The 17,514-nt window shown below is 55.5% G+C and carries 15 protein-coding genes and 1 pseudogene; 12 read left to right on the forward strand and 4 right to left on the reverse strand.

Annotated elements, in window-relative coordinates; all coding sequences use genetic code 11:
• Window positions 1-124 precede the first annotated feature (124 nt).
• Both AB4P96_RS16705 and xerC read left to right on the forward strand, forming a co-directional pair.
• A complete protein-coding gene (locus tag AB4P96_RS16705) occupies window positions 125-943 on the forward strand; it encodes a M949_RS01915 family surface polysaccharide biosynthesis protein (RefSeq protein ID WP_186616878.1) in 819 nt (272 codons plus the stop codon).
• A 121-nt stretch (window positions 944-1,064) separates the two neighbouring features.
• Window positions 1,065-1,979: a tyrosine recombinase XerC gene (xerC, locus tag AB4P96_RS16710; RefSeq protein WP_395599808.1), complete on the forward strand. Its 915-nt coding sequence runs from the start codon at window positions 1,065-1,067 to the stop codon at window positions 1,977-1,979.
• 196 nt (window positions 1,980-2,175) lie between these two features.
• Here xerC and AB4P96_RS16715 read toward each other — a convergent pair whose 3' ends face one another.
• The gene (locus AB4P96_RS16715) at window positions 2,176-3,033 is read right to left on the reverse strand and encodes a glucose 1-dehydrogenase (RefSeq protein WP_099549754.1); all 858 of its coding nucleotides are present in this window, start codon (window positions 3,031-3,033) and stop codon (window positions 2,176-2,178) included.
• Between the two features lie 95 nt (window positions 3,034-3,128).
• Complete coding sequence (locus AB4P96_RS16720) at window positions 3,129-4,325, reverse strand: multidrug effflux MFS transporter (RefSeq protein ID WP_017135711.1); 1,197 nt, start codon at window positions 4,323-4,325, stop codon at window positions 3,129-3,131.
• A 207-nt stretch (window positions 4,326-4,532) separates the two neighbouring features.
• On the opposite strand from AB4P96_RS16720, the gene rbsK reads away from it, so the two are divergent.
• The 3 genes from rbsK to AB4P96_RS16735 are packed head-to-tail and all read left to right on the forward strand — an operon-like array spanning window position 4,533 to window position 7,853.
• The gene (gene rbsK, locus AB4P96_RS16725; RefSeq protein ID WP_170037387.1) at window positions 4,533-5,453 is read left to right on the forward strand and encodes a ribokinase; all 921 of its coding nucleotides are present in this window, start codon (window positions 4,533-4,535) and stop codon (window positions 5,451-5,453) included.
• 28 nt (window positions 5,454-5,481) lie between these two features.
• Window positions 5,482-6,810, forward strand: coding sequence for an L-fucose:H+ symporter permease (gene fucP, locus AB4P96_RS16730; protein WP_017135709.1), 1,329 nt, complete (start codon window positions 5,482-5,484; stop codon window positions 6,808-6,810).
• Window positions 6,807-7,853, forward strand: coding sequence for an aldose 1-epimerase family protein (locus tag AB4P96_RS16735; protein ID WP_138451775.1), 1,047 nt, complete (start codon window positions 6,807-6,809; stop codon window positions 7,851-7,853). The genes fucP and AB4P96_RS16735 overlap by 4 nt, the downstream gene beginning before the upstream one ends.
• Here AB4P96_RS16735 and deoR read toward each other — a convergent pair.
• On the reverse strand, window positions 7,850-8,608 hold the full coding sequence (deoR, locus tag AB4P96_RS16740; protein ID WP_017135707.1) for a DNA-binding transcriptional repressor DeoR: 759 nt from the start codon (window positions 8,606-8,608) through the stop codon (window positions 7,850-7,852). The two genes, AB4P96_RS16735 and deoR, sit on opposite strands and share 4 nt — an antisense overlap.
• Before the next feature lie 127 nt (window positions 8,609-8,735).
• On the opposite strand from deoR, the gene deoC reads away from it, so the two are divergent.
• The 3 genes from deoC to AB4P96_RS16755 all read left to right on the forward strand — a co-directional run bounded on the left by deoC (window position 8,736) and on the right by AB4P96_RS16755 (window position 10,506).
• Window positions 8,736-9,419, forward strand: a complete 684-nt coding sequence (deoC, locus tag AB4P96_RS16745; RefSeq protein WP_176992207.1) for a deoxyribose-phosphate aldolase — start codon at window positions 8,736-8,738, stop codon at window positions 9,417-9,419.
• Window positions 9,420-9,497: 78 nt separating this feature from the next.
• Entirely contained in the window at window positions 9,498-10,013 is a 516-nt protein-coding gene (locus AB4P96_RS16750) for a cupin domain-containing protein (RefSeq protein WP_176992208.1), read from the forward strand.
• Window positions 10,014-10,251: 238 nt separating this feature from the next.
• The gene (locus AB4P96_RS16755) at window positions 10,252-10,506 is read left to right on the forward strand and encodes a hypothetical protein (RefSeq protein ID WP_177033086.1); all 255 of its coding nucleotides are present in this window, start codon (window positions 10,252-10,254) and stop codon (window positions 10,504-10,506) included.
• 143 nt (window positions 10,507-10,649) lie between these two features.
• On the opposite strand, the gene AB4P96_RS16760 is transcribed toward AB4P96_RS16755, so the two are convergent.
• Window positions 10,650-10,826, reverse strand: a complete 177-nt coding sequence (locus AB4P96_RS16760; protein WP_177033084.1) for a hypothetical protein — start codon at window positions 10,824-10,826, stop codon at window positions 10,650-10,652.
• Between the two features lie 654 nt (window positions 10,827-11,480).
• Between AB4P96_RS16760 and AB4P96_RS16765 the strand changes: the two genes are divergently transcribed.
• The 4 genes and pseudogenes from AB4P96_RS16765 (at window position 11,481) to AB4P96_RS16780 (ending at window position 17,513) form a co-directional block, all read left to right on the forward strand.
• On the forward strand, window positions 11,481-11,669 hold the full coding sequence (locus AB4P96_RS16765; RefSeq protein WP_395599809.1) for an AbrB/MazE/SpoVT family DNA-binding domain-containing protein: 189 nt from the start codon (window positions 11,481-11,483) through the stop codon (window positions 11,667-11,669).
• Window positions 11,670-11,786: 117 nt separating this feature from the next.
• A pseudogene (locus AB4P96_RS16770) lies at window positions 11,787-13,084 on the forward strand (tyrosine-type recombinase/integrase).
• Window positions 13,085-13,978: 894 nt separating this feature from the next.
• Window positions 13,979-15,703 (forward strand): ATP-dependent nuclease, encoded by a 1,725-nt coding sequence (locus AB4P96_RS16775; RefSeq protein ID WP_395599810.1) that lies wholly within the window; start codon window positions 13,979-13,981, stop codon window positions 15,701-15,703.
• The gene (locus AB4P96_RS16780; protein ID WP_395599811.1) at window positions 15,696-17,513 is read left to right on the forward strand and encodes a UvrD-helicase domain-containing protein; all 1,818 of its coding nucleotides are present in this window, start codon (window positions 15,696-15,698) and stop codon (window positions 17,511-17,513) included. The genes AB4P96_RS16775 and AB4P96_RS16780 overlap by 8 nt, the downstream gene beginning before the upstream one ends.
• The last annotated feature ends 1 nt before the right edge of the window (window position 17,514 follow it).

A 17,514-nucleotide genomic window follows, 5' to 3' on the forward strand; every position in this document is an offset into this window, starting at 1 on the left:
TTCTGCAGGCAAAACCGCGACGGATTCTGCACCGCTGCGCAGGCGCGCAAGGTAATTCAACAAACTTCTCTGCAATGGCCCTCAAGTGCCGGTAAAGTAAGCCATCTCTTGCCAGGGTACTCGGATGAATAGTGTGCGAATTTTGCACGGCCAGTTGCGGCCTGCATTGATGGGCTTGTTGATGGTAGTGGCCTGTGTCACCACCGTTCGAGCCGACGATGGCGTGGCGCTGACCAGCATCGAGCAGGTGCCGGACGGCGTGGAAGTGCGCGGCAAACAGGTCGCGGCCTATACCTGGGACGACCACCAAGGCAAGAACTTGCTGGTACTCGCCGAGCAAGTCAGCGAGCGTGATGACGACGGTACCCAGTCGGCATTTGTCTACGCGGCCCAGTATTTGCTCGGCGGCGACCGCCCCAAGCGTGTCTGGATGCTCTATGACGATGTGCAGCATTGCGAATTCGATGCAGGGCTGCGTTTTGACAGGGCGGCAACCAAGGTCACTGATCTTGCCGGCGATGGCATTACCCAGGCCACGGTGGGCTACTCGCGCACCTGCACCAGCGATGTCAGCCCGCGTGAGTTCAAGCTGATCATGCATGTGGGCAAGTCGCAGAAGTACCGCCTGCGCGGTGTCGATCGCGTCGGCGCAAGCTGGTGGGACGAGGATGCCGGTGCCCTGCGGGGTATGCCGCTGCCTACTGACTGCAGCGTTGCCGCACAGCAGGCACTGGTCAGCCAGTACAAGGAGCAGGGCACCGAGTTGCCGCTGCCGGGCTGTTATGGCGATGAAAGCGACTTTGCCAAAGCGCCGGACAGCTACCTGGCGTTCATGCGTCAGCACTGGTTTGCACTGATGCACAAACAGGATGCCGACTGGAGCCAATCCCAGGCGCAACCTCAGGCTGAAAACCCGACCGAGGACGACGAATCGGCGCCGTGATGTTGTGCCGTGATTTGGTGCCAAGCCCGGTCCTGAGTTAGACTCGACCTCCGCCAATTCACTAAATACCTCGATTAAACAAAGGCTTGAATGAGGTATTTAATCCAAAGGCTGATCTACCTTGACTGAGTCTATCCGCAACCCACTGACCCTTTACCTCACCCGCTTGGCGCCCTCCAGCCAACTGACCATGCGCTACGTGCTGCAAGATGCCGCCGACCGCCTGGGCTATGAAGATATCAACCTGGAAGAGATCGACTGGCACCTGCTGCAACCCGAACAGGTGATTGCGCTGGTCGGCGCATTGCGCGAGGACGGCTGCGCGCCGAACACTTCTTCGCTGTATGTGAATGCGGTACGCGGGGGGATGAACGAGGCCTGGCGAATGAGCCTGATCAGCCAGGACCACCTGTTGAAGATGCGCTCGGTCAAGGCCACGCCAGGCACACGCCTCAGCCAGGGCCGTAACCTGCGCCGCACCCTGATCCGCGAAATGATGGAAGTCTGTGCCGCCGACCCACGCCCCCAAGGCCTGCGGGATGCCGCCGTGATCGGCATTTTGTATGGTTCAGGCATGCGCAAGTCGGAGTCGGTCAACCTGGACCTGGCGCAGATCAACTTCGATGAACGCAGCTTGCGTGTGATTGGCAAAGGCAACAAAGAACTGATCAAGTACGCCCCAGCCTGGGCGTTCGACAAATTGCAGGCCTGGCTGGCGTTTCGTCGCGAGCAGCTCAAGGAAGGTGAGCAGGACGATAGCTTCCTGTTCAATCGTATTCGCCGTGGCAGCCATATCACCCGTGAACGCATCACCAAGCACGCGATTTACTACATCGCCCGTCAACGCGGTGAGCAGGTGGGCGTGAAGATCATGCCCCATGACTTCCGACGCTCGTTCATCACGCGGGTGATTGAAGAACACGACCTGTCGATTGCGCAGAAACTGGCGCATCACACCAATATCCAGACCACCGCCAGTTATGACGTGCGCGATGACAACGAGCGGCGCCGGGCGGTGGACAGGTTTGATTTGTAGTTCTTAACACAGCAAAGATTTTGGAGCCCCTCTGTGGCGAGCAGGCTTGCCCTGCGTTGGACTGCGAAGCAGTCCCAGTAAAGGTACTGAATTTCTCCTGAAAGAACTCAGTCTCTGAGTTTGGGGCTGCTTCGCATCCCAACGCAGGGCAAGCCTGCTCGCCACAAGAATGCCGTTGCCACACAGTCGCAATGAGTTAGAGAATCGGTTTGCCGCCAGTGACCGCGTACCGCGAGCCGGAGATATAGCTGGCTTCGTCTGAGGCCAGCAGCACATAGATCGGTGCCACCTCTACAGGCTGGCCTGGCCGCCCGAGCGGTGTTTCGCAGCCAAAGCTCTGCACATCCTTGTCGGGCATGGTCGCTACAATCAGCGGCGTCCAGATCGGCCCTGGTGCCACACTGTTGACGCGAATACCCTTGTCACCCAGCAACTGCGCCAGACCACCGGTGAAGTTGGCAATCGCGCCTTTGGTGGCGGCGTAGGCCAACAGGGTTGGCTTGGGCATATCGGAATTAACCGAACTGGTGTTGATGATCGAGCTGCCGGCTTTCATATGCGGCAGGGCCGCCTTGCAGATCCTAAACATCGCGGTGATGTTGATATCGAAGGTCTTGACCCATTCTTCATCCTCGATCTCTTCGAGGGTTTCGTGGGTCATCTGGAACGCGGCGTTGTTGACCAGCACATCGATGCGGCCAAACTGCTCGACGGTCTTGTCCACCAGCGCCTGGCAGTTGGTTTTTTGCGCGATATCGCCCGGCAACAACAGGCATTGACGGCCCGCTTCTTCGACCCAGCGTGCGGTTTCCTGGGCGTCTTCATGCTCATCCAGGTACGCGATGGCTACGTCGGCGCCCTCACGGGCAAAGGCGATCGCCACCGCGCGGCCGATACCGCTGTCGGCGCCGGTGATCAGGGCGATCTTGTTGGCCAACCGGCCGGAGCCTTTATAGCTCTTCTCGCCGCAGTCGGGGTACGGGTCCATTTTCTTCTGGGTGCCCGGCACGGACTGGGCTTGGGGCGCGAAGGGTGGGCGAGGGTAGTCGGTCATGTCTAACTCCATAGAACGTCAAAGGTGCTATGGAGTTAGGTGTTTTGCCGCCCGCGATAGTTGTAATGGATGGGCCACGCCCCCGACGAATGGCGTCAATCACGCGCCAGGTGAGCCGGCAAACGACGCAGGGTCCATAAGGTCACCAGCATCGCCGCCACCGCACACAGCGCGATGCCGACCAGCATGGGCGCAGGTGTATGGTCGGCAAACACGCCAACCAGCGTCATGGACACGGCCGCCGTGATCATCTGGATAGCACCGAGCAGCGCCGAGGCAGAACCTGCCACTGCGCCGTGATCCTCCATGGACAACACCCCCGCGGCTGGCAATAACAGGCCGAGAAAACCGAAACCGATAAACAGCAGTGCCATCATCAAGGCGAGGTTGTCACTCCACAAGGTGGTGACGGCCAGCGCGCTCATAACCACCGCCACGCCGATCACCGACCCGCGAATCAGCGGCGCCAGGCCAAAACGCGCGCTCAGGCGTGCGGTCAGTTGGCTCATGGCGAAGAAGGACGCGGCGTTTACTGCAAAACACAGGCTGAATTGCGTAGGCGTCAGGCCGAAATACTCGATGTACACGAACGGCGCGCTGCCGATAAACACAAAGAACGTCGCCAAGCCAAACCCGCACACCACCGACAGGCCGGTGAATACCGGGTCGCGCAGCAAGGCGCCGTAGCTGCCGATCGCACTGCCCAGGGTCTTGCCCAGGCGGCGTTCGGCAGGATGGGTTTCGGGCAGTTGCACAAAGGTCATCACCAGGCACAACAGCGAAACCACTGCGAGCACCACGAACACTTCACGCCAGCTCCAGAGTGAAATCACCACGCTGCCGGCCAAGGGCGCGAGGATCGGCGAAACACTCATCACCAGCATCAGCAGGGCCATCAACCGTGCGGCTTCGTGGCCGGTGTACAGGTCACGCACCACCGCCCGCGGGATCACCATGCCGGCGCAGGCGCCAAAGGCTTGCAGGGCACGAAAACCAATCAGCACTTCAATCGTCGGCGCCAGCGCACAGCCGACGCTGGCCACCGCAAAAATCGCCAGACCCGCGTAAATCGGCGGCTTGCGACCGTACACATCGCTGATCGGCCCGTAAAACAACTGGCACACGCCAATGATCATGAAGAACACCGTCAGGCTCATCTGCACGGCCGCCGGCGACGCCTGCAGGCTGGCACCCAGGGTGGGTAGCGCAGGCAGATAGCTGTCGATGGCGAAAGGGCCGATGGCGGTGATCAACCCGAGCAACAAGGCGAGGTGGGCAATACTTCGAGACATGGGGGTTCCGGGTCACAGCAAAAGATCGGCCAGCTTAGTGAGCTGTACCTGGGCACACAAGATGATGCTTACACAGACGCTACATTTTCCTGCGGCTTGACTGATCTTCATAAAATAAAGATTGAATAATCACACTTAATGTTATTTAAATAACAAAACAAGAGCGCTACGACCTGCCTGGTCGTGCCGCAACAAGGTGAGATAGCAATGGGCAAGATCGCAGTCATCGGCAGCAACATGGTGGATTTGATTACCTACATCGACCGCATGCCGGACCAGGGCGAAACCCTGGAAGCGCCGGGCTTTGCCCTGGGGTGTGGCGGCAAAGGCGCCAACCAGGCGGTGGCGGCAGCCAAGCTTGGGGCGCAGGTGCTGATGCTGAGTAAAGTCGGTGACGACATGTTCGCCGACAACACCCTGGCCAACTTCCAGCGTTTTGGTATCGACACCCGTTACGTGCAGCGTGTGCCGGGCGTCTCCAGCGGCGTGGCGCCGATTTTTGTGCGCGCCGATTCCCATAACAGCATTTTGATCGTCAAAGGTGCCAATGCGCATTTGTTGCCAGCGGACATCGAGACGGCCGCTGCCGACCTGCGTGAATGCACGCTGATCGTGCTGCAACTGGAGATCAACCTGGACACGGTCTACTACGCCATCGAATTTGCCCGCCGTCATGGCATTACGGTGCTGCTCAACCCGGCGCCGGCCCTGGCCGACTTGAGTGCCGAGCACCTGGCGCAGTTGGATTTCCTGATTCCCAACGAATCGGAACTGGCGTTGATCACCGGTCGCGTCGTGGACTCGCCGGACTCGGCCCGCAGCGCCGCGCGTACGTTGGTGGCCAGCGGCATTCGCCACGTGATCGTCACCCTCGGCGAGCACGGCGCGCTGTACGTGGGCGCGGAGGGCGAGTTCCAGGTGCCCGGCCAGCGGGTGGTGGCCCGCGACACTACCGGCGCCGGTGATGCGTTTATCGGTTGTTTCATCCAGCACTGGAGCCGCGACGGCGCTATTCGCCAGGCCATGGAGCAAGCGGTGGCGTATTCCGCCTGTTCGGTCACAGCGCTGGGTACACAGACCTCCTATCCCGACGCCGAAGCGTTCGCCCGTTTCCAGCAACAGCGGTAAGACTCTCAACCCAGCCCGGAGAACAATAATGAACAAACCTGCGCTGCAACAGACACCCGATGGCTTCTATCTGAACCGCACGCCCTGGTTCGCGTTTATCCTGCTGTGCAGCATTTTTGCATTGTGGGCTGCAGCGGCGAGCATGAACGACGTGCTGATCGCGCACTTCAAGAAAGCCTTCCTGCTCAGCGATTTCCAAACCGCCTTTGTGCAGTCGGCGTTTTACCTGGGGTACTTTTTCGTGGCGATTCCGGCCGCGATGGTGGTGCGCCGCTTAAGCTACAAAAGCACCATTCTGATCGGCCTGTTGCTGTACATGCTGGGCTGCCTGTTGTTTTTTCCTGCGGCGTCCACCGCCAAGTACGGCATGTTCCTGCTGGCCCTGTTTGTGATTGCCGCCGGTCTGTCGTTCCTGGAAACCGCGTGCAATACCTATTCAACCCTGATGGGACCAAGGGAAACCGGGACGCGGCGCTTGAATATCTCGCAAACCTTTCACCCGTTCGGCGCCATGGCCGGGGTGTACGTGGGCAGCTTTGTGATGTTCAAGGACACCGATGCCACCACCGAGCAACTGACGCAGATGAGCGCCTCCGAGGCGGCGGTGCAGCAGTTGCAGATGATCCAGTCCACGCTGTTGCCCTACAAATGGATGATCGCCGTACTGGTGCTGATGTTTATCCTGATCGCCATCACCCGGTTCCCGGCCTGCAAGGGCAATAAGCCCGTCGACAATAAATCCGGCAGCCTGCGCCAAAGCCTGGGCCGACTGTGGCGCAACCCGCGCTTTACCTTTGGTGTACTCGCGCAGTTTCTGTACGTGGGCGCGCAGGTTGGTGTGTGGAGTTTCACCATTCGCCTGGCCATGCAGATGGGCGGCATGAATGAGCGCAGCGCTTCATGGTTCCTTTTGACGACCTTTGCCGCCTACTTTGTCGGCAAGATGATCGCCAACCTGCTGATGCGCCGCCTGCACCCGGCCCGGGTATTGGCGATTTACGGCGTGCTGTGCATTGTGCTGCTGGCCTACACCATCCTGGTGCCGAATATTTCGGCGGTGTATGCGGCGGTTGGCGTGAGCATTTTTCTCGGACCGTGCTGGCCAACCATCTACGGCCTGACCATCGATGGCCTGGGTGAGGACACCGGTGTCGGCGGTTCACTGCTGGTGATGAGCATTGTCGGTGGCGGGGTGATTCCGATCTTCCAGGGCCTGTTGTCTGACGCCAGCGGTGGCAACATGCAGTTGGCCTACAGCGTGCCGTTGCTGTGCTTTATCGTGATCGTGATGTATGCGCTCAAGTGCATGCGCCAGTCGGACAGCGTGCCGTCGGGTGCGGCGGCGGTGGCCTCATGAACACGCGTATCCCGCTGTATCCGGTGCTGTTCAGCGAGCAGGAAAAGGTCTTGCTACAGTCCGAAGACTTCAAGGTCAGCGCCTGGGTTTACCCGTCCGGCGTGCTGGCCGTGGGCCTGGAGAACAGCCGTGGACGCCTGGTGGTGTTGCCTTATCAAGGGCAGATGATCTGGTCGGCGGTGTTCGACGGCTGCGACCTGACCATGACCAACCTGTTCGAGCAGCCAAGGCCCAGCCCGACCGTCATTGATACTTATGGCTGCTTTATGTTTCACAGTGGCCTGCTGCGCAACGGTTGCCCGGCGCCGGATGACACCCATGCCTTGCACGGCGAAATGCCCTGCGCGCCCATGGACACAGCTTGGCTGGAAATAGGCGAGGGCGTTGTGAGCCTGGGTGGCACTTACCAATATGCCAAGGGCTTTGGCGATCGATACAGGGCAACCCCGAGCGTGACACTGCGCGCCGATTCAGCCCTGTTCGATATCGATATGGACGTCACCAACCTGGCCGGCAAGCCCATGGAACTGATGTACATGGCCCATATGAACTACGCCTATGTGGCCGGCGCGCGGTTTGTCGAGCCGCTGGGCATGCAGCGCCTGCGCCTGCGCACCAGCGTGCCGGACCACGTCAAGCCCACGCCTGACTGGAGCGCCTATATGGCGCAACTGGCCGAGCATCCGGCGCAGTTGGCGTGTCTCGACACACCGGCGTTGTACGACCCTGAAATCGTGTTTTTCTTCGACGACGTGGGCACAGACGCCAGCGGCCATGCACATTTTCTGCTGGACCACCCGAATGGTGCGGCGTTTTACACCCGTTATCGCCCCAAGGAGTTCGAGCACGCCGCACGCTGGATCCTGCACTCACCGGACCAGCAAGTGGCGGCGTTCGTACTGCCGTCAACCTGTGAACCCGAAGGTTATAACGCCGAAAAAGCCAAAGGTCACGTGCGTGTGCTGGCGGCCGGGGCCAGCGCTTCGTTCAGCGTGACCACCGGCTACTTGAATGCGCGGGAGCGCCAAACGTTGCTGGGTTAAACCAGCAATTGCGCGCCGCTGGCCTGGATGGCTTCTTTGTACGCTTGGGGGATTTTCTTGTCGCTGACCACGTATTGAAAGTCTGCAAGGCTGGCAAAGTGCGCAGTGCGCACCGTGTCGAACTTGCTGAAGTCCGCCAGCAGCACGCGCTGCTGGGCTTGGCGCAGGACCTTTTGCTTGACCTCGACTTCATTGAAGTTGAAGCAGGTCACGCCAAATTCCTGGCTGACGCCCGCCGCCGTCACAAAGGCCCACGTGAGGCGCACGCTGTCGAGAATGCTGCTTTCGGCGCTGCTTTCAAACACTTGGTTCTTGCGGTGAAAGGTGCCGCCGCACAGCACGATATGGCAGTTGGGCTTGTTCTGCAGCTTGAGCAACACGTTCAACGAGCTGCACACCGCGGTGAACTCCAACTCGTCGGGGATGAAATCAATCACAAACGGCGAGGTGGTACCGCAGTCAAAAAATACCGTGTCGCCGGGCTGTATCAACCGCGCAGCGAGTTTGCCGATGCGGCGTTTTTCTTCGACGTGACGCGTGCCTTGGTCGGCGACCCGGTAATCACCGGCCTCACTGCCGACCCGTGTGATGTAGCCACCGAGCAGGCGCAAATGCTCGCTGAAGTGGCTGAGGTCGCGGCGCAGGGTCATCTCGGAAACATCCAGCAGCGCCGCCATTTCCCGCAGGTGAATGGCGCTCTGGTCCTGCAGGGCTTGCTGGATAAGCTTGAGTCGCTCGGCTTTTTTACTGTCCACGGGCATTCCAGGGCTTGATTGTTTGTGTTAACTAAGTAACATTAATTGTGAATATTGTAACGTTTAATGTGAGCGCCGCAACACGCGGCACACCACCATTGGCAACATACAGGCAAGGGCACGTTATATGAATACGCTTCAACCCGCAGCATTGGCCAAGTACATCGATCACACCTTGCTGGCCCCCGATGCCACCCGTGAACAGATTCGCACCTTGTGCGAAGAAGCACAGGCGCACGGCTTTTATTCCGTATGCCTGAACTCGGGGCAGGTGCCTTACGCCGCGTCCTGCCTGACCGACGATCGCGTGGTGATCTGTGCGGTGGTGGGCTTCCCGTTGGGCGCCGGCCTGAGCGACACCAAGGCCTTTGAAGCCGAACGGGCGATAGCCGCCGGGGCAGGGGAGATCGACATGGTGCTCAATATCGGCTGGCTGAAGGACGGCCTGCTTGAGGCCGTGCGCGAAGACATAGCCTTGGTGCATAAAGCCTGCGGCGCCGTGCCATTGAAGGTGATCCTGGAAACCTGCCTGCTCAGCGACGAACAAAAGATCCAGGCCTGCGAAATCTGCCGGGATTTGGGCGTGGCGTTCGTCAAGACGTCCACCGGGTTCAGCCGCAGTGGTGCCACAGTTGAGGACGTGGCACTGATGCGCAAGACAGTAGGCGCTGGGGTTGGGGTCAAGGCCTCCGGTGGCGTGCGTGATTATCCGACGGCGGTGAAGATGATTGAGGCCGGGGCTACGCGTTTGGGCAGCAGTTCGGGGGTTGCAATTGTGGGTGGGGAAATGGCGGCGGTGGGCGGTTATTGAAACGCTGTTTATATAACTCAACTAAATAGACATTTAGTTGAGCTATAAAAAACCACCATAAAATCAAGGGAGCGGGCGATGATTCAACGTAAAGCAAGCGCACAAGACGTAATCAATGCGCTGGATCTCGAACCGCATCTCGAAGGCGGCTACTTTCGCAGAACCTATCAGGCGGACCATCTCGACTGGCTCGAAACCGCTGCAGGACCGCGTTACCTGATGACGTCGATCTACTATCTGCTGACCGAGCAATCAGCGGTGGGCCAGTTTCATTTCAATCAGTCTGACATCCTGCATTATTTCCACTTGGGCGACGCACTCGAATACAGCCTGATCCATGCGGACGGTTCATTGCAGACAGTCATCATGGGCAACGATGTTCTCGCAGGACAGTGTTTGCAATTGCACGTACCGGGTGGCATCTGGAAAGCATCACGATTGCTGGACGGGACAAACGGATTTGGATTGATCAGTGAAGCGGTTTCGCCAGGATTTGATTTTGCCGACATGGAAATGGGAAATCGCCAGAAGCTCACGACAGCGTTTCCACAGCATCGAGCGTTGATTGAAAAGCTGACGCGGGATGAGGATTGAGGGATGCGGATTCAATAGATTATCAGGTTGGAGGGAAAGCGTAGTCGGGAAAATGATGAAGTTCCGGTGAAGATTTATCCAGAACGTCCATATCAGAGGATTTTTTATGATTTTTCTGAATGACGATTAACGTAAAAAAGTCTAAAAACCTGTTATTTCTAACAGTACAAAAATAGAGTTGATTACCGAAGTATGGGGGTTGTTGGAATGCTGTATTTTCTACACAAGGAGAACTCCCATGCCCGATTACACGGAACAACAACTCTTAGATCTTCCTAAAGAAAAACTGATAAATCTGACATCACAGCAATTGAAAAGGCGAGACGAATTACTGCGCGAGCAGCTAGTATGGGAAGCTGATCTCCACAATCCGAGCACCATGGATGAGATTATATCGGTCTCACAGAAGTACGCCAAAGAATTAGAGGAGATGTACCAATCAGATGAGGACCTGAACTCTTCAGAAAACCTCGACCTGCCCGCAAAGCAATAGCCGCCACCTGATTGACAGTCAGGAAAATCAACATCCGCGCCGGTAACCGGCTAAGCCGGCTGATCTCAACCCAGACGGAAAACTCCAGAGATCACCAGAACTCTGGGGTTTTTCTTCGCGAGACGAATGCTAGAGATGTTATCTCACCTTGAGCCTCTGATTTCCCCAAAGCGTCTTTCACAGGCGCGGTCAATCAAACCTACAAACTGGATTCGCATTCTTGGTGATTGGAAAAGAACCCAGATCGAGACGCAGCGCTTACTGACGTCGCAGCCGCCGAGCAACGCAGCAGTGAGCAATACGGCGGCATAGAGCTTCATGCAGATCTTCCTTGAGCACGGGTGGCGTTGGGACGAGTAAAGATCAAACCTGAGGGCGTTGCCATGTGGTGGGTGAAAACGATGAGGTTGCGGCGTCCTGGCAACTGAGTGGTGATGATCAGTGAGAGGAGGAAAAGCCTGGAGACGCTGACTCAAAATCTGACGCGTACTGCTCCTGATTAAGTAACATCGTGTTACGCATAATGTATATTATGTTAAATTATGTATCACGCACTGGCGATGGTAAGTCATCACCGCTGTCACCGATCCTTAAAAAAGAGAAAAATCCTTAAAAACAATAATCCATATAAATCAAGCAATTAATATGGGTTTTCTTGCTGAGCAAACGAAGCATGAGCAGAAAAAACCTTATAGAGAATAAAAAACTATACTCGCAAGCCCTTTCCTAAAACGGCTAAAGATTTTTAATTAAGATAATTTGGCGGAATTTCTTCTTTATACGAACATCGACCGGGCCTACATGCATTTTCCTTCAATAAAACCATAGCTTTGGCGAGAGCTCAGTCCTGCGTTAGCATCGCGCTAATTGAATTTTTTAGATCGTCAGTACCGTGAAGATGAACGCTACACTGTAATTTAAATGACGCAGCCCCCCTAAGAGGCTTTCGTCAGCAGTTTAAGAGGTACGCAGCTATGAATGAAACCGAGCGTTGGACAGTCAAGTGCCAAGACCCCGTGGATGGTAGCGGTGATGTTATCGTCGACTTGCCCCCAGAATTGCTTGCGAGATTTAGCTTAAGCATTGGTGACGAATTGACGATTGAGGTAATAGACGGCGTGATCGTCCTGAGGCCAACGCGCACGACGCCCCTTACGTCCTAAATTATGCCCTCCCACCTCCATGTAATATCCGATAACGCGCAGACCCGGTTGTTGCAGATTGCTAGGGCGATGCTTAACATCACATCAAATAGACTCTATCGCTAATATGGTAATCACATGCCTGCGTCTCCGATCCCTTTGTTTGAAACCTACAATCGTTTTAGAGATCTGAATTTTAGTCGTGTGTCTGATGAGCTACCTGTTGTAACTCAGTACCTTTCTTCCTTTGCGTCAGAGCTAAAGGCTCAAGATGGTTACCTTGCGGTTCGCGGATTCCTAAAGTCCTATTCAAACAACGAAGCCACTTTCAATTCATACCGTACTCATGTTGAACGTCTTCTGCTGTGGTCTCTCCTGATAGCCAAAAGGCCGCTTCTAGAGCTCAGGCGCCACGATTGTGAGAATTTTCTGGAGTTTTGCTTACAGCCTCGTCCTAAGTGGATCGGTCCGGTCGTCAAATCGAGATTTACCCGGGTTGGAAGTCGCAAGGCTGCAGAAGCTGACGCCTATATCATCAATGAAAAATGGCGCCCTTTTAACGTCAAGATCGATAAACAGATTCGCAAGGTTGCTGCGGAGAACAGTAAAGATGTAGATGACATAGCGTACAAAATGTCCGCTGGCTCGATGGGCCAGGTGTTTGCCGTTTGTGGCAGTTTTTCCAGTACACCATTGACGAAGGTCTCACCACTGAAGCCAATCCAATACGAGCCGTCAAACAAAAATCCAACTTTAAATAACGCAATACGGTGATGAACTCATGAAAAGCGCTCACTCCGCTCCAGTGGAATTATGTAATTGAAACCGCAGAAATCCTGGCTCAGGAGGAACCTCGACATGAGCGGACGCTATTTATTGTAGCCACCCTCTTCTCTCTCTACCTCCGAGTCTCCGATTTCGTCGGTCGGGACAACTGGAAGCCTACAATGGGTTCGTTCGAGTACGACGGTGAAAACTGGTGGTTCAACGTTGTCGGTAAGGGCAACAAGGCCGCGAAAATTAGCGTGCGAGATGAATACATTGAAGCCTACTTAAAGCGATATCGGACCACCCTCTCCCTTCCGCCGCTGCCGTCTCACAAGGAGAGTACTCCACTAATCACAACGGTCAGCGGTCGAGCTGGCCTGTCAGGTCGTTACATTCGTGCCCTCATTCAGATAGTGTTCGATAAATCACTTCAGCGCATGAAGGACGAGGGTCAAACTGACTTAGAGATGGACAAGCTTAGGTCGGCATCCCTGCATTGGTTGCGTCACACGGCGGCTACATTTGACGCGCCATTACGCGATATCAAAGATCTCCAAGCTGACTTACGCCACGAGAACATGTCGACAACTCAGAACACCTATTACAACTCGCTGGATCAGAATCGTGCCAAGTCAGTTAAGGGGCTCGGGATCAAGGACAGAGGTTAGGATTTAGATCCAAGGCGGTATCGTCAGAATGTTGAATTAAGAAGCCAGCTTTGGAAATGAATTTGGCCCTTTGACCCAGCACAGAATTTGAGCCTTCTTACTCTTGGGCTAGACACGCCTTTTTCTGGTGATGGGCGTACGGCAGTTTTTTTGCCTGCTTTTGGTTTCGTAGAACCGGCTTGAGTCTGACGAGCCAGTTGCGCATCCAAAGTTACGGCGCGCGCTTGCTAATGAGTTTACCGTCATAGAAATTTAGTTCTTGGGCTTCCGGCGTCTAGATACCGCGGGACTATGTGACCTCCTATGGCGAGGTCCTCGCGGACCTAGCCACGCATGCCCCCCCTAGCTTCTTCGAGTGTTATCTCGCTGAGCAGGTGCGGCGTGTCCGCCATGTAAGGTAGGGCGCTGGGCGCTACGGATTGCGAGGCCTGCGGGTCGGATTCAAGCAGAGGCGCACCTCCTTGCAAGCGCGCGGTGCACCCACCCAGCCTCACGTCCAGCATGACCAATCTGAATATCCGGCATTGCTCCGGCGCCTTTATGGCATGGGCTACTGAAGCAAAACCCGGAAAGAGACCCCGACGGAAGTTTCGGCATCGCACTTAAGAATCGGAATAAACGCACCGTTTAACCAGACGACAGATGAGTAATTGCGTTCCCTGGTCATTCATCACTTAAGAGTAATAAGTCGCGCTCGCATTCCCCACTGGACGGCGTACGCCGCACGGGGATCTAAACACGCACCCTCCCACACAAGCATCATGGCCAATCGCGCGGGTTTTGCCTGCAAGGCCATCCGACATCCACCACGAGTTGTATCAAAGAGCGCCATTAGCATAACCGCTTGACTCAGCTATGATCGAAAATCCTTAAATGGAATGACGGCCCGTTTTAATGGTGGTGACCGTCGAATTAATCTCGCTTCCTAGGAATACGGAAAAAAACCTCATGCACCTGCAGAGTTTGCGAATTCAAGGATTTCGGCGCTTTGACGACCTGTCACTTCGCTTCAAAAGTGGGCTAAATATCATTGTAGGTCCCAATAACGCCGGCAAGACTGCTGTTGTTGATGCGCTTCGTGTGTTGCTATCTGCCAGCGATGAGGGAAACCTACGTCTGACGGAGTTAGACCTGCATCAGCAGCGAAATGGCACGCGTCGCACTTCTGCGACCTTTACCTTCATCTTCAGCAATTTGTCAGATGATGACGAAGCTGACTATATGACTGCTCTCGTCCCGGTCAAAGACTCAACTGAAACAATCACGGGGTACGAGGCACGGTTCACCGTGCAGTACACACAGGCCGAACCCGGAGGACGTCTGCGTCTTCGGCGCTGGGTCGGGCTACATGAAGAGAACGTCATGACCACGGAGATGCTTGAGGAGCTCCGTGCTATCTACCTTCAGCCGTTGCGAGATCCGGCCCTAGGCCTGAAACCTGAGTTCGACGAGGCTCTAAAGACAAAGCCTCCCGTTTCATCGACTAATTTGGCTCTCAACACAAAGCACGAGAACATGCTTGGCAGCGAGTTAGCTCAGGTTCTTGCGCTTGAACTCACTTCAGGCGACTTTAATCGTTTTGCTGCCCGTGTAGGCCTAGCGGTGGGCGGTATGGAGATTGAACAAAATGGGCTTGGATTCAACAACTTAATCTACATGGCAGTCGTACTCAGCGAGCTTGCTTTAAACACAGAGGCCACTTACTGCGGGCTCATCGTCGAAGAACCCGAAGCACACCTTCACCCTCAGCTACAGGCTGTCTTGCTCGATTATTTGCGAACGGTGGAGAAGCCTGCGGAGGGCGAGCGAGCTGTTCAGGTCTTCGTTACCAGTCACTCTCCGAACTTCGCTGCTCTTGCGGACATCGACTCTATCTGCTGTGTCTATGAGAGCCCGAGTGGTCCCGCGGCGTTCGCACCACGCGACGCAACGTTTGCAGTGGGAAAGAAAGAAAAGCTTCAGCGGTACCTAAACGTGACACGGGCAGAATTATTCTTCGCCAGGCGAGTGATCCTGGTAGAAGGAACGGCGGAGCTCTTCCTTGTTGAAGCTCTCGCCACAAAAGCAGGCTTCGATCTGCGAAAAAATTCCGTGAGCGTAATCAGCACTGACGGCCTCAATTTCGATGCGTTCCTTCCCTTGTTCGGCGAGAACGCCATGCAAATTCCGACTGCGGTCATCACGGATGCTGACCCGCCAGCAGATTTTTTCCCGGAGAAAGACTCCACTCTCCAATTGTCAGCAAATGCATCGTTGCTTAAAGCGAGCGAAGACGATTTCGTCCATTGTTTCTTTTCGAAGAAAACCCTCGAATACGATCTCGCCTTCGAAGCTGACCGGCGCCAGCTGATGATCGACGCGCTCAAGGAGATACACCCTGTTATTGGCAAAGCACTCGAGACCGAGATTGATGAAGGCGTAGGTGATAGCGAGAAGGCAAAACGATTGTACTGCGGCATGTTCCAACGGGGTGAAACCAAGGAGGACGTCCAGAAAGGACGTTACTCTCAGATTTTAGCGTATGGCATTGCCACATCAAAGACTGCTGTCACGGTTCCACCCTACCTGGTGAGCGCTTTACAGTTCGTCATTGGTGCAGTGGAGAAAGCCGGTGGATGAATTCGACGCCACACCCGAACAGCAAGCAATCATCAATGCTGACCTTAAGCCCCTCTCCGTTGTCGCCTGTCCAGGTAGCGGTAAAACCGCAACGGCCGTCCGACGCCTGGCGGAGTTGCGTAATCGAATGACGGGTACGCGCGGGAACATTGCACTGTTGTCCTATTCGAACGTGGCCGTCGATACGTTCCGAACCGAGTATCAGCAATTGCGGGGTCGTGACAGCACTTCGGATAAGGTAGTAATTCAAACAGTGGACTCGTTTATCACGATGTTCGTACTGAGACCTCATGGCTCGCGCATCATGAAAGCGAGCCGTACACCGTTCCTAGTCTTGGGTGGCGAGTCTTTTTTGTCTAATTACCGCTTTGGAGATGACAAGAAACCTATCGGTATAGAAGACATCGCGCTAGATCGTGAGAACGGCAAAACAATCCTGTACCGCAAACATAGGAGTGGTGGTTCGTCCAGACTCGACGACGAAACTGCAGAACTCGCACGCAGTAAGATTGGCGCGCTCGCAAAGGTAGGCGGCTACACGCATGCTTTAGGTCGTGCATATGCCCTCGCCCTTCTCAAAAAAGAGCCAAGACTGACGGCAGCATTGGCGCGTAAGTTCCCTCAAATACTGGTCGATGAAGCGCAAGACATTGGAACCTTCGAGGGCGAAATTCTCGATATGCTGATAGCTGCCGGGGCGGTGGTATCGCTGATCGGTGACGTCCACCAAAGCATCTATGGGTTCAACTTCGCCACTGGCACCTACTTACGCGACTTTTCGTCACGCGCAGGAGTATTGAGCCATACCCTAACTCAAAATCGGCGCTCGCTACCTTGTGTAGTATCCGTGGCAAATTCGTTAGCATTGACTGCCGCCCAGCCCTACCGGACGACTGCAAGTAGATTATCCGGCGCCTACTACTGGTGTTACGACATTGAACAATTACCCCTGCTGGTATCGGCATGGGGCTCGGCACTTTGCTCGTCAGGATACCAACTTAACGAAGCATCCATTTTGTGCCGGGGCGCTTCCCTGCTATCCAGATTGTGTTCGGAAACAGTAGAAATGGGTCAGTCTGCGGTTAAGCACTTTGCGGAGGCAGCCACGATGCGCGACCAAGGCGGTGATATTGCCAAGGTACTCGATCACTGCGCCAAAGGAGTGCTGCAAGTCGTTCAAGGGCTTCCCGTAACGTTTCTTCAGGATCTCAAGGGCATGCGCATGCATGGTCAAATGCAATCCATCCGGCGCCTAATTTGGATGCTAATTAAAGCCCCTGACAAGGGTCTTCCCCGTGCTTCTCTTTTGGCCAAAAGCCAGTGGTTGCCACAGTTGAAGAGTAATCTTGCAGGTTGGTTGGATCAGCTTGAACAACAAACTTCACTCAAGCGCGTACCCACTTGGGCGGCACGTGTTAAATCTACCAAATTGTCCGCGACTGGCCCGTTGCTCGCACGTGACCTTGATACAAACGAGTGGGCCGGGCTGCGCTGTGGCACGGTTCATTCCGCAAAAGGTGAAGGTATCACCGCAGTCATGTATCTCACGACCAAGAAAGATCTTGAATCTATGCTCGCTGGTACTAGCAGTGAAGAGGGACGGATCGGCTTTGTGGCAGTTACCCGCGCCCGGGATTTGCTCGTCATCGCCATCCCCAAAGATACAACCGACACTACGATTCGAGCCTTGGTCGACAATGGGTTCTCTGACTGGGACACGACCAAGAGTGGATGCACCCCATCGGCCGTTACGACAAACGAAGCCCAAATGCCTAGTACGGTTTCGACACTCGTCGGCGAAACGAATTGAC

Origin of the sequence: Pseudomonas sp. B19125 (genome assembly GCF_044218855.1) — a bacterium.
GTDB classification, from domain to species: Bacteria; Pseudomonadota; Gammaproteobacteria; order Pseudomonadales; family Pseudomonadaceae; genus Aquipseudomonas; species Aquipseudomonas edaphica.